Here is an 11,064-nt window from a genome sequence, read left to right as displayed (position 1 = left end):
GGGCTTGCCCCCGATAGCGGTGGGTCAGTCACAGATTTATCAACTGACCCACCGCTATCGGGGGCAAGCCCCCTCCCACAGTTTTAATCGGCGGAGAATTTGAACACGGTGTTTTGGGTATAGGTTTGCCCTGGATTCAGGCGAGTTGAAGCAAACGTCGGCTGGTTAGGCGCATCCGGATAATGCTGCGTCTCCAAGGTAAACCCGCTCCAGTGCAGGTAAGTCTTGCCGCCTTTACCCTTTACCGAGCCATCCAGGAAGTTGCTGGTATAGAACTGCACCCCAGGCTCGCTGGTGTACAGCTGCAAACGCCGGCCCGACTCAGGGTCATGCACCTCGGCGGCAAGCTTTTTGACGTCGCCCTGGGTATCGAGCGCCCAGTTGAAGTCAAACCCGCCTTGCTTGGGCTCGGCAAACTTGAGCTGCGGATGATCGGCCTTGATGTGCTGGCCGATCGGCGTCGGTTTCAGGAAGTCCATCGGGGTGCCTTTGACCGGTGCCAGCTCGCCTGTCGGGATCAACGTGGCATTCACCGGGGTGTAATGGCTGGCATGCAAGGTAGCGACTTGCTTGAGGATGTCGCCGTTGCCCGCGCCGGCCAGGTTGAAGTAGCTGTGGTTGGTCAGGTTGAGCACCGTGGGTTTGTCAGTGGTGGCGGTGTAGTCGATGTGCAGTTCGTTGTTGTCGTTGAGGCGGTAGGTGACTTCGGTCTTCAGGTTGCCGGGGAAACCCATTTCACCGTCCTTGGACAGGTAGCTCAGCTTCACGCCGACCGAGCCCTTGTCCTTGACCGACTCGGCCTTCCACACCTGCTTGTCAAAACCCTGGGCGCCGCCGTGCAGCGAGTTGGGGCCATCGTTGAGCGGTACCTGGTAGCGCTTGCCGTCGAGTTCAAAGGCGCCGCCCGCCAGGCGGTTGCCGAAGCGCCCAATGGTCGCGCCAAAAAACGCCGTGCCGGCCTGGTAGCCCTGCACGTCGTCGAAGCCGAGCACCACGTCGTCGACCTTGCCGTTTTTATCCGGCACTTTGAGCGACTGCAACACGCCGCCGTAGGTGATGACCGTGGCTTGCATGCCATGGCTGTTGCGCAGGATGTACTGTTCGACGGGTGTACCGTCGTTGGTCTTGCCGAAGGCTTTGTGCTCGCTGGACAGCCCTGCCGCCTGGGCGCCGCCACTGGCAACCAGCAGGGACATGGCGAGGCCCGAGAGCAGGTATCGAGGGTGCTTCATGGTCGAACTTCCTTTTGTTGTTTTGAGTGGAATAGTTCTACTAATAGCGATATTTTGTCGGTGTGACAGCGAATTTATAGCCTTTAACGCCGATTTCGTAAAATAAAATAAGACTAATTGATCGAGGCAACCGTTATATGAGTACTGCACAGGCTGTTTATCCCGACCTTGAAGGCAAAACCGTGCTGGTGTCTGGCGGTGCCTCGGGCATCGGCGAGTTCATGGTGCGGGCCTTTGCCGCGCAGGGTGCCAAGGTCGGCTTTGTGGACCGTGCACAAAGCCAGGGCGAACGCCTGGCGGCGTTGCTGAGTTCAGCGGGGCATACCGTGGAGTTCGTGTGCTGCGACATCACCGATGAGATTGCCTACAAGGCCGCCATCGAGCGTTTCGAGCATTCATTGGGGCCGATCACCGTGCTGGTGAACAACGCCGCCAATGACGTGCGCCACACCCTGGAAGAAGTGGACTCGGACACCTTCGACAAGCTGATCTCGGTCAACCTCAAGCACGCCTTCTTTGCGGCCAAGGCGGTGGTGCCGATGATGAAAGCGGCCGGTGGCGGCGCGATCATCAACCTGGGTTCGGTCGGCTGGATGATGGCCTCCGCCGGCTACCCGGTATACGCCGCCAGCAAGGCGGCCGCCCACGGCATGACCCGAGGCTTGGCGCGCGAGCTGGGGCCTCACCGCATTCGCGTCAACACGCTGGTGCCGGGCTGGGTCATGACCGAGAAGCAATTGGCGATGTGGGTGGACGACGCGGCCAAGGAACTGATCGCCCGCAGCCAGTGCCTGCCCGGCAGCGTGATGCCGGAACACATCGCCAACATGGCGTTGTTCCTCGCCTCGGATGCCTCGGCGATGTGCTCGGCACAAAACTTTATTGTGGATGGCGGTTGGGTCTGAGCCTGACTCAATCCTTCATGCAACCCAGGCCAGTGTGGGAGGAGGCTTGCCCCTTCCCACATTTGAACTGCGGTGCTTAGGCGATGGGGTAACGCTTGAACGCCGGATGCTGCTCCAGACGCTCGGCATGCCGTCGCAGGTTCGGGAACGCATCGGCCTTGACCACCGACGCCACGGTGAACTGGCTGAACGACCACGCGACTGCCGCCGTAATCGACGCCTGGGTCAGCACTTGGCTGTCACCCAGCTGCTTGTCCAGCAAACCATAGGCCGCGAGCAACTGGCCGGTTACGCGCTCAAGCCACGGCGCGTGCTGTTTCTCCGCCGGGCGCAGGTTGTGCTCATAGACGATCTGCACGCTCTTCTCACAGGCTGCCAGCGCCAGCCCTAGAACGTGCAAGTCCTTGGCAAGTGCCACCGGTTGCTGGGGCAGCAGTTTGCTGTCCGCCGGGGCCAGGGCTTCGAGGTACTCTAGGATCAGGCTCGAATCCATCAACACCGTGCCATCGTCCAGCACCAGGGTCGGGGCCTTGACCACCGGGTTGATCTCGGCAAATTCCGCGTAGGTGCTGAACACCGACAATGGCTCGTGCACAAACTCAAGCCCATACAACTCCAGGGAAATGGCTACGCGCCTTACGTAAGGCGAATCCAGCATGCCGACCAGTTTCATGAAGCCTCCATTGCTATCAGGGTGACGAGCTCAAGAGATTAAGGGCACTCGGCCGCCCGGCGCAACGAGGATGTCTTCAAGCCCGGCGCTCATACCGCGCTCCTGAAACCCTGGCGGCTGGCGCCCGGCGGTTGCCCGGTAATGCGTTTGTAGGCGCGACTGAAGGCCGCCTGGGAGGTATAGCCGAGGCGGTGCGCCACTTCTTCGATGGGCAGTCGCTCCAGGGTCAGCCACTGGCTGGCGAGGCGCATGCGCAGTTCGGTCACGTAACGCAACGGCGGAACCCCCAGGGTCGCCTGGAAACGATCCGCGAACACCGAGCGCGAGGTATGACAGTGCGCCGCCAGTTCGGCCACGCTCCAGTCGCGCCCCGGCTGCTGGTGCAGGGCGAGCAGGGCACCGGCCAGGCGGGTGTCGCGCAAGGCGGCCGCGAGACCCGACGCATTGGCGCAGGCGCACTCGACCCAGCCCCGCACGATCATCGCCGCCACCACATCGGCCAGGCGCGCAAGGATGCCGGCGTAACCGACGCGGGCGCTGGAGACTTCGCGTTCCATCACCGCCAGGATCGGCATCAGGCCAGGGTAACGCTGGCCTGCGGCATCGATCAGCATCAAGGCCGGCATCAAGTTGCCGAGGCCCTGGATGCTGTCGAGTTCGAACTCCATGCAGGCACTGAACAGCAGGGTGCTGGAGGCAGCGTGGGGCGAGGCATTCACCGCGCACACGGTATCGCCCAGCGGTGCGGCGTCGAAGCTGGCGATGTCCTGCACGGGGTCATCCGGTTTGGATAACAGCGCGTGGGCGCCACCGTGGGCGATAAACACCGCATTGCCGGCCGACAACTCAAAGAGGCTGCCGTCGTGCAGGCGCAGGGTAGCGCAGCCGGCGGCCAGAAAATGGAAATACGCATGGCCCGGCTTGGCCGCAAAGCTGATGCCGAACACCGGCCCGGCCTGGATGCGCCGGTACTGCACGCCGCGCAGGCGCATGCTGCGCAGCAGTTCGTTGATCAGCTCGGAGGACAGGGTGAACGCATTGTCGGCTGGCATATTCGGGGTTTCGGTCAAGAACTTAAGGGTTTGAATCATAGATCATCCTGAAGGCGGAACCTAGACTGGCCGTCACGTTAATGCCTGAGGATGTCTTGTGATGAATGATTGTGTGTCCCATGCCCCTGTTGATGAACGGGTCGAACCGACCACACCCGCGTGGATGGCGGTGTTTTCCCTGGCGATGGGCGTGTTCGGCCTGCTCACGGCGGAGTACCTGCCGGCCAGCCTGCTGACGCCGATGGCCTTGGACCTGGGTGTGTCGCAAGCGTCGGCCGGGCAGGCGGTCACGGTCACGGCGGTGGTGGCGTTGTTCGCCGGTTTGCTGGTGCCTGGCCTGACGCGCGGCATCGACCGGCGCCTGGTGCTGTTGGGGTTCTCCACGCTGATGATTGCCTCCAACCTGCTGGTGGCGTTCTCGTCCAGCCTCCTGGTGCTGTTGTTGATGCGCATCCTGCTGGGCATTGCTCTCGGCGGTTTCTGGAGCATGGCGGCGGCCGTGGCGATGCGCCTGGTACCGGCGGCGTTGCTGCCCCGTGCGCTGTCGATCATCTTCAGCGGCATTGCGGTGGGTACCGTCGTCGCGGTGCCGTTGGGCAGCTACCTGGGTGACCTGTACGGCTGGCGCAGTGCATTTGTGGCTGCGGCCGCCGTCGGCGTGGTGACCCTGGTGTTCCAGCTGTTCACCCTGCCGCGCCTGGCACCCAGCGGCACCGCACGCCTGCGCATCGTGCTGGATGTACTGCTGCGCCCCGGCATTGCCATCGGTATGTTCGGCTGCGTGTTGGTGCACACCGGGCACTTCGCGCTGTTTACCTACATTCGCCCGTTTCTGGAAAGCACCACCGGGGTCGGCACCCAAGGGCTGGCGTTGATGCTGCTGGGGTTTGGCGCGGCGAATTTTGTCGGCACACTGTTGGCCGGATGGTTGCTGGTGCGCAACCCCCGGGGAACCCTGGTGTTGATGCCGGTCCTGGTGGGCGTCGCTGCGTTGGCCCTGGTGATGCTGCCCGCGTCACTGCCGGGTCAGGCATTGCTCCTGGCACTGTGGGGCATGGCCTTCGGCGGTGTGCCGGTGGCGTGGTCCAACTGGGTGGCCCGTGCGGTGCCGGATCAGGCCGAAAGTGCCGGTGGCATGGTGGTCGCTTCGGTGCAATCGGCAATCGCGGCGGGTGCGGCGGGCGGTGGCGCGATGTTCAGTGCCACCGGCATCGATGGGGTGTTTATAGGCGCGGGTTGCTTGATGCTGTTGGCGGCATTGTTGATCGCCCTGCGAGTGCAGGTGCCCCGGCACGCTGCGGCGGGGAGTGTGACGCACCACCCGTCTTTGGTTTAGTCTGAAACGCTTCGTTGATCGCAAACGCTTCTGGAGTCGTAAGCATGACCGAGTATGTACCCCCGAAAGTCTGGACCTGGGACACCGAAAGCGGCGGCACCTTCGCCAGCATCAACCGGCCCATCGCCGGTGCTACCCACGACAAACAATTGCCCATCGGCAAGCACCCGTTGCAGCTGTATTCCCTGGCCACGCCCAATGGGCAGAAGGTCACAATCCTGCTCGAAGAGCTGCTGGCCCTGGGGCACAGCGGTGCGGAATACGACGCCTGGCTGATCAAGATCGGCGACGGCGACCAGTTCGGCAGCGGCTTTGTCGGGGTCAACCCGAACTCCAAGATCCCGGCCTTGATGGACCACAGCGGCGCCACGCCGATTCGTGTATTCGAGTCTGGCGCGATCCTGCAGTACCTGGCCGAGAAATTCGGCGCGTTCTTCCCCACCGAACCGGCGGCCCGAGCGGAGTGTTTGTCGTGGTTGTTCTGGCAGATGGGCAGCGCGCCTTACCTGGGCGGTGGCTTCGGGCATTTCTATGCGTATGCGCCGAGCAAGATGGAATACCCGATCAACCGCTTCGCCATGGAGGCCAAGCGTCAGTTGGACGTGCTGGATAAACGCCTGGCGGTCAGCGAGTACATTGCCGGAGACGAATACACCATTGCCGACATCGCGATCTGGCCCTGGTATGGCGGGTTGGTCAAAGGCCGTTTGTATGGCGCGGCGCAATTTCTGTCGGTACACGAATACACGCATGTGCAGCGCTGGGCGGACGCGATTGATGCGCGGCCGGCGGTGCAGCGGGGGCGGCGGGTGAACCGGGTGTCGGGCGAGGAACAGTTGCCCGAACGCCATGACGCAAGCGACCTCGACTGATTGAGGTCCCAGTGTGGGAGGGGGCAAGCCCCTCCCACATTTGGATCTCCTTGTCTTTGATTTATTTATAGCGCTGTTCGAACACCGCCACCTGCTCAGGCTTGATCAGTTCAAACGGCACCCACACCTCCGACTCGATCGGCTCGCCCTTGATCATCTTGATGGCCGACTCCACCGCCTTGGTCGCCTGGGCCTTGGGGTCCTGGAACACCGACGCCGCCAGCATCCCGCGCTTGACCGCCGCCAGACCGTCCGGCAAACCGTCGATACCGACAATCGCCACTTCGCCCTTGGCCTTGCCCGATTGCTGCAACGCCATGGCCGCGCCAATCGCCATTTCATCGTTGTTGGCGACGATGGCATCGAACTGGGTGCCCGCCAGCAACCAGTTGCTGGTCAGGTCCATGCCTTTGCTACGTTGCCATTCCGCGCTTTGTTGCTCCACCACCTTGATCCCCGGAAAGTCCTTGAGCACCTGCTTGGCGCCCTCGGTGCGGTCGTGGGTGGCATTCTGCGCAAGATCGCCCATGATGATCGCCACATTGCCCTTGCCACCGAGTTTTTCCGCCAGGAAGCGCATCTGCAATTGCCCGGCCTCAATGTCGTTGGAGGCGACCGTAACCACGCCCTTGGGCAGGGTGCGTTCATCCGGGTGGCGGTTGACGTACACCAACGGCGTCTTGGCGGCCACGGCGGCGCGGGTCATGTTGGCGGTGGCGGAGGTGTCCACCGGCAGTACGATCACCGCGTCGACCTTCTGGTTAAGGAAGCCTTCGACCTGGTTGAGCTGGCGCACCACGTCGCCCTGGGCGTCTTCGAACTGGATCTGCACGCCGTGCTGCTTGGCGGCGCTGTCCAGGCCGTTGCGCACGTAGGTCATGAAGTTATCGTCGACCCTGGCAATGCTCACGCCGATTCGGTAATCGGCGAAGGACCATGGGCTGAACAGCAGTAGCAGCGTGGCAACGATCAATGAATAGCGATGCATGAGAGTGTTCCTTTTATTGTTATAGGGTGAACGCTTGACGGAAACGCTCCAGGGCCAGCTCGCTGTCGCCGCTGGCCCAGCCTTCCAGGCCAACCACGCCGCTGTAGCCGATGCCATGCAAGGCCCTGGCAATGGCCGGGTAGTGGATTTCGCCGGTGCCGGGCTCTTTGCGTCCGGGCACGTCGGCCACCTGGATCTCACCGATGGCGGGGCCTGCGCGCTGGATCAGTTCGATCAGGTTTCCTTCGCCGATCTGTGCATGGTACAGGTCCAGGTTCATCTTCACGTGGGGGCTGCCCACGGCTTCGATCAGCGCCAATGTGTCCTCGGCGCGGGCGAACGGAACGCCGGGGTGATCGACTTCGGTGTTGAGGTTTTCCAGCAGGAACACACGACCCGCGTCTTCACCCAGGCGGGCGATTTTTTCCAAGGTTTTGCAGGCGCTCAGCCACATGCGCCCGGTGGTCTGGCTCACGGGCTGCACCGGCAGGCCGCCTTCACCCAGGCCAGTGCCGTGCAGGTTGAGGCTGGGGCAATTCAGGCGTTCGGCGATGCCTAAAGATTCCCGGGCGCTGTCGAGCAATTGGCGGATGCCATCGGGATCGGTGAGGGTGCCGCTGATGTAGCCGGTCATCGAGGTGAAATCGGCGCCCGTGGCGACCAGCGCGTCGATGTCCTTGTGGGTCCAATCCCAGATTTCGGCGCTGAAGCCCAGGGCGTGAATGCGTTTGACGCGCTCGACGAAGGGCAGGTCGAGGAACACCATCTCGGCACTGATCGCCAGTTTGAACGGGATCATACGGCCACCGCCTTGCCCTGTTCGAATGAGGTGATGCAGGCGCGGGCAATCGCCAGGGCCGCCCGCGCGTCTTCGCCGCTGGCCAGGGGCTTGGCGCCGGTGCGCAGGCAGTCGACAAAGTGGTTGAGCTCGGCGACGTAGGCGTCGCGCAGCAGGTCGGTGTCCAGGCGCTGGGTGTCGGCCTGGATACCTTGGGCCAGGTAGCGCGTCAGGTCGGATTCCTGTACGCCACCCATGGTCAGCATGCCGGCGCTGCCGAAAACTTCGCCGCGCACATCGTAGCCATACACGGCCTGGAAGTTGGCCTCGGCGGTGGCAATCGCACCGTTATCGAAGCGGATCGCGACCACGGCGGTGTCGAGGAAGCCTTTGCTTTTGAATTGCGGGGCGATCAGCGCGTCGGCCATTACGTGGACTTCTACGGCTTCGGCACCGGGGTTGAGGTAGCGCAGGGTGTCGAAGTCGTGAATCAGGGTTTCGAGGAAGATCACCCATTGCGGCGAGTTGGCCGGGTTGTTCAGCGCCGGGTCGCGGGTCAGCGAGCGCAGCAGCTGTGGGGTGCCGATACGGCCGGCCAGCACGTCAAGGTGCGCGGTGCGAAAGCTCTTGGCGAAGCGCCGGTTGAAGCCGACCTGCAACGGCACGCGGGCATCGGCGGCGGCAGCGATGGCGCGGTCGGCCTCATCGAGGGTGATGGCCATGGGTTTTTCGCAGAAAACCCCTTTGCCGGCGCGGGCGGCGCTGATCACCAGTTCGGCATGGCTGCGGGCAGGAGCGGCGATCAGCACGCCGTCGATATCCGGGTCGTCGAGCAACTGTTGCGGGTCGGTGTAGACCTTGTCCACGCCCAACTCTGCTGCCAGGCGAGCGGCTTGACCTGGGGTCGGATCGGCGATGGCGGCCAGGCTGGCGCCGGGGATATGCCGCGCAGCAGTCAAGCCGTGGAAGCTGCCCATGCGACCAGCACCGATCAAGCCCAGGCGGATGTTCTGTGTACTCATGTGGTGACCCCTTCTTATTGTTGGCCTCAGGACGGTCCTGATGGGCAAAGGGGTAGGAGCAAAGCCTGTGCCAATTCGTAAGTTGCTGATAGTTATAGGTTTATGGAAATTCAATAAACAAAATGTGTTCATTTGGATGACATGTCTATACTGACATGTCAAAAATATGAACATGGATAACCGTGATGAGCATGGCCTTCAGCGTACAAGACCTCGACTACCTGACAGCCCTCGGGCCTGCTGCGCTGAACGACGGCCCAATCAATGCCTTGGAGCAAGCGTGGCAGGGTTGCCAGGAACATTTGGTCGAACGCCCGGCCGATGTGCGCCAGGTGATCTGGGATTCATGGCGGCGCAGCGTCGAGGCGGGTATCGATCCTGCCGACAGCCAATACCGTTTTGTCGACCCTCACATCCTGGCTGCCACCCTGGCCAGCCACCGCGTGCTGATCGCGGCCGCAGCCCAAGTCATGCATGGCCTGCTGGCCTACAACCCTCGCGGGCATATCAACCTTACCGATGCCGACGGCACCACCCTGTATTTCTGCGGGCTGGACATTACCCCCGTGGGCAGCCGCCTGTCGGAGTCGGTACAAGGCACCAACTGCACCGGTTTGGCCCTGGCCGAAGACCGCCTGGTGTATGTGCTGGCCGAGGAAAATTTCGCCGTTGGCCTGCGCCAGCGCCGCATGCACTGTGCCGCCGCGCCAATCAAGAATGCCCAGGGCCAGACCTTGGCCATGCTCACCCTCACCGCCGAGCCCGGTTGGTTCCACTTCCACACCTTGGGCACCGTGCAAGCTGCCGCCGAAGCCGTATCACGCCAGATGGCCCTGCAAGCGCTGCTTGAAGAACAGCAAACCGTGCTCGAAGTGCTTAACGAAGGCCTGGTGGTACTGGACGAGCGCGGCTGCATCAAGGCGCTCAACCGCTATGCCCGGCAGCTGTTCCAGGTCGGGCCGGAGTTGGTGGGCAGCCCCTTCCAGCGCCTGGGCCGCAGCGAATTGAGCGACGCTCTGGGTGAGCCGGTGCGTGACCTCGATTGCACCTTCCACCTGCACGACCGCAGCCAACTCGCCTGCCTGGTCTCAGTGTGCCCGCTGGAACAGGGTGGGGTGATCGTGTCGCTGCGCGAGAACCGGCGCATCCGCGAAATCACCCGGCGCCTTGTCGGCACCCAGGCGCGGTATACCTTCGAGACCCTGCAGGGCACCTCGCGGGCGATCCAGGACGCGCTGCACCTGGCGCGCATCGCCAGTCGCAGTGACGCCACCACCCTGATCCTGGGTGAAAGCGGCACCGGCAAGGAGTTGTTTGCCCAGGCGATCCATAACGCCAGCGAGCGCTGCAACGGCCCGTTCGTGGCGGTCAACTGCGGCGCGATTCCACGGGACCTGGTGCAGAGTGAACTGTTCGGCCATGTCGAAGGCGCGTTCACCGGCTCGGCGCGGGGCGGCTCGGCGGGCAAGTTCGAACTGGCGGATGGCGGCACCATTTTCCTGGACGAGATCGGTGACATGTCCTTCGACGCCCAGGTCAGCCTGCTGCGGGTGTTGCAGGAGGGTGAAATTGCGCGGGTCGGCGCAAAAAGCGCACGCCAGGTGGACGTACGCATCATCGCCGCCACCCACCGCAACCTCAGCCAGGCCGTGGCCGAAGGCGCGTTCCGCGAAGACCTCTACTACCGCCTCAACGTGCTGAACCTGACCGTGCCGCCGTTGCGCATGCGCCGTGAAGACATCCCGCTGCTGGCGCGGCACTTCCTCACGCGTTGCGCGCGCTCGTTGCGAAAATCGGTGCAGGGTTTTTCGCCGGAGGCCTTGGCCTTGCTCTCGGCCCACGGCTGGCCGGGCAATGTGCGGGAGCTGGAAAACGCCATCGAACGGGCGACCAACCTGGCGACGGGCGAACTCATCCAATCGGCCGACTTACCCCTGGAAACCAGGCCGCGAGCCACGCTGCGCCATTCCGAGCCCCAGCCCGCCCAAGACCTGAGCAGCCACGAAATGCACGCCATCATCGCCGCGCTCAAAAGCACCCGCGGCAACATCCGCCTGGCCGCCCAACAACTGAACGTATCGCGGGGTGGGCTGTACAACAAAATGAGCCGATTCGGGCTGAATGCCGGGGATTTTCGCGGCGCGTAAATTCAAAATATGGCCACAGAAGCCCCTCACCACAGAAACCAGGTCACCACAACAGCGCA

General features: G+C 63.0%; 10 protein-coding genes. 4 read left to right on the top strand and 6 right to left on the bottom strand.

Translation table 11 applies throughout. The annotated features are described in order from the left end of the window. Nucleotides 1-83: 83 nt before the first annotated feature. Nucleotides 84-1,232, bottom strand: a complete 1,149-nt coding sequence (locus NDJ82_RS23765) for an aldose epimerase family protein (protein WP_250926416.1) — start codon at nucleotides 1,230-1,232, stop codon at nucleotides 84-86. A 137-nt stretch (nucleotides 1,233-1,369) separates the two neighbouring features. Here NDJ82_RS23765 and NDJ82_RS23760 point away from each other — a divergent pair, with 137 nt between their 5' ends. Next, nucleotides 1,370-2,137 carry an SDR family NAD(P)-dependent oxidoreductase gene (locus NDJ82_RS23760; protein WP_112194774.1) on the top strand — a complete coding sequence of 256 codons (768 nt, stop codon included), beginning with the start codon at nucleotides 1,370-1,372 and terminating at the stop codon, nucleotides 2,135-2,137. A gap of 76 nt (nucleotides 2,138-2,213) precedes the next feature. On the opposite strand, the gene NDJ82_RS23755 is transcribed toward NDJ82_RS23760, so the two are convergent. Then, nucleotides 2,214-2,810, bottom strand: a complete 597-nt coding sequence (locus NDJ82_RS23755; protein ID WP_250926415.1) for a glutathione S-transferase — start codon at nucleotides 2,808-2,810, stop codon at nucleotides 2,214-2,216. Between the two features lie 89 nt (nucleotides 2,811-2,899). After that, the gene (locus tag NDJ82_RS23750) at nucleotides 2,900-3,862 is read right to left on the bottom strand and encodes an AraC family transcriptional regulator (RefSeq protein ID WP_250926417.1); all 963 of its coding nucleotides are present in this window, start codon (nucleotides 3,860-3,862) and stop codon (nucleotides 2,900-2,902) included. 100 nt (nucleotides 3,863-3,962) lie between these two features. On the opposite strand from NDJ82_RS23750, the gene NDJ82_RS23745 reads away from it, so the two are divergent. Further along, nucleotides 3,963-5,198 (top strand): MFS transporter, encoded by a 1,236-nt coding sequence (locus tag NDJ82_RS23745; protein WP_250926414.1) that lies wholly within the window; start codon nucleotides 3,963-3,965, stop codon nucleotides 5,196-5,198. A gap of 44 nt (nucleotides 5,199-5,242) precedes the next feature. Beyond that, nucleotides 5,243-6,070, top strand: a complete 828-nt coding sequence (gene yghU / locus NDJ82_RS23740; RefSeq protein ID WP_112194780.1) for a glutathione-dependent disulfide-bond oxidoreductase — start codon at nucleotides 5,243-5,245, stop codon at nucleotides 6,068-6,070. 61 nt (nucleotides 6,071-6,131) lie between these two features. Here the strand turns inward: yghU and NDJ82_RS23735 are convergent, their stop codons facing one another. The 3 genes from NDJ82_RS23735 to NDJ82_RS23725 are packed head-to-tail and all read right to left on the bottom strand — an operon-like array spanning nucleotide 6,132 to nucleotide 8,858. Next, nucleotides 6,132-7,058: a sugar ABC transporter substrate-binding protein gene (locus NDJ82_RS23735; RefSeq protein WP_099586407.1), complete on the bottom strand. Its 927-nt coding sequence runs from the start codon at nucleotides 7,056-7,058 to the stop codon at nucleotides 6,132-6,134. 19 nt (nucleotides 7,059-7,077) lie between these two features. Continuing rightward, nucleotides 7,078-7,857, bottom strand: a complete 780-nt coding sequence (locus NDJ82_RS23730) for a TIM barrel protein (RefSeq protein ID WP_099586408.1) — start codon at nucleotides 7,855-7,857, stop codon at nucleotides 7,078-7,080. Next, nucleotides 7,854-8,858: a Gfo/Idh/MocA family oxidoreductase gene (locus tag NDJ82_RS23725; protein WP_250926413.1), complete on the bottom strand. Its 1,005-nt coding sequence runs from the start codon at nucleotides 8,856-8,858 to the stop codon at nucleotides 7,854-7,856. The genes NDJ82_RS23730 and NDJ82_RS23725 overlap by 4 nt, the downstream gene beginning before the upstream one ends. A gap of 185 nt (nucleotides 8,859-9,043) precedes the next feature. Here NDJ82_RS23725 and NDJ82_RS23720 point away from each other — a divergent pair, with 185 nt between their 5' ends. After that, nucleotides 9,044-11,005 (top strand): sigma-54 interaction domain-containing protein, encoded by a 1,962-nt coding sequence (locus tag NDJ82_RS23720; protein WP_250926412.1) that lies wholly within the window; start codon nucleotides 9,044-9,046, stop codon nucleotides 11,003-11,005. The last annotated feature ends 59 nt before the right edge of the window (nucleotides 11,006-11,064 follow it).

Source organism: Pseudomonas sp. SR18, from assembly GCF_023701505.1.
GTDB lineage: Bacteria > Pseudomonadota > Gammaproteobacteria > Pseudomonadales > Pseudomonadaceae > Aquipseudomonas > Aquipseudomonas cyclaminis.
Note: the sequence above shows the minus strand (reverse complement) of the source record. Positions and strands in the feature narration are given on the sequence as shown.

What these genes read in the sequence shown, in the direction of transcription:
- NDJ82_RS23760 (WP_112194774.1), top strand. Translation starts at nt 1,370, where the DNA reads ATGAGTACTGCACAGGCTGTTTATCCCGACCTTGAAGGCAAAACCGTG.
- NDJ82_RS23720 (WP_250926412.1), top strand. Translation starts at nt 9,044, where the DNA reads ATGAGCATGGCCTTCAGCGTACAAGACCTCGACTACCTGACAGCCCTC.
- NDJ82_RS23730 (WP_099586408.1), bottom strand. Translation starts at nt 7,857, where the DNA reads ATGATCCCGTTCAAACTGGCGATCAGTGCCGAGATGGTGTTCCTCGAC.
- NDJ82_RS23755 (WP_250926415.1), bottom strand. Translation starts at nt 2,810, where the DNA reads ATGAAACTGGTCGGCATGCTGGATTCGCCTTACGTAAGGCGCGTAGCC.
- yghU (WP_112194780.1), top strand. Translation starts at nt 5,243, where the DNA reads ATGACCGAGTATGTACCCCCGAAAGTCTGGACCTGGGACACCGAAAGC.
- NDJ82_RS23765 (WP_250926416.1), bottom strand. Translation starts at nt 1,232, where the DNA reads ATGAAGCACCCTCGATACCTGCTCTCGGGCCTCGCCATGTCCCTGCTG.
- NDJ82_RS23745 (WP_250926414.1), top strand. Translation starts at nt 3,963, where the DNA reads ATGAATGATTGTGTGTCCCATGCCCCTGTTGATGAACGGGTCGAACCG.
- NDJ82_RS23735 (WP_099586407.1), bottom strand. Translation starts at nt 7,058, where the DNA reads ATGCATCGCTATTCATTGATCGTTGCCACGCTGCTACTGCTGTTCAGC.
- NDJ82_RS23750 (WP_250926417.1), bottom strand. Translation starts at nt 3,862, where the DNA reads ATGCCAGCCGACAATGCGTTCACCCTGTCCTCCGAGCTGATCAACGAA.
- NDJ82_RS23725 (WP_250926413.1), bottom strand. Translation starts at nt 8,858, where the DNA reads ATGAGTACACAGAACATCCGCCTGGGCTTGATCGGTGCTGGTCGCATG.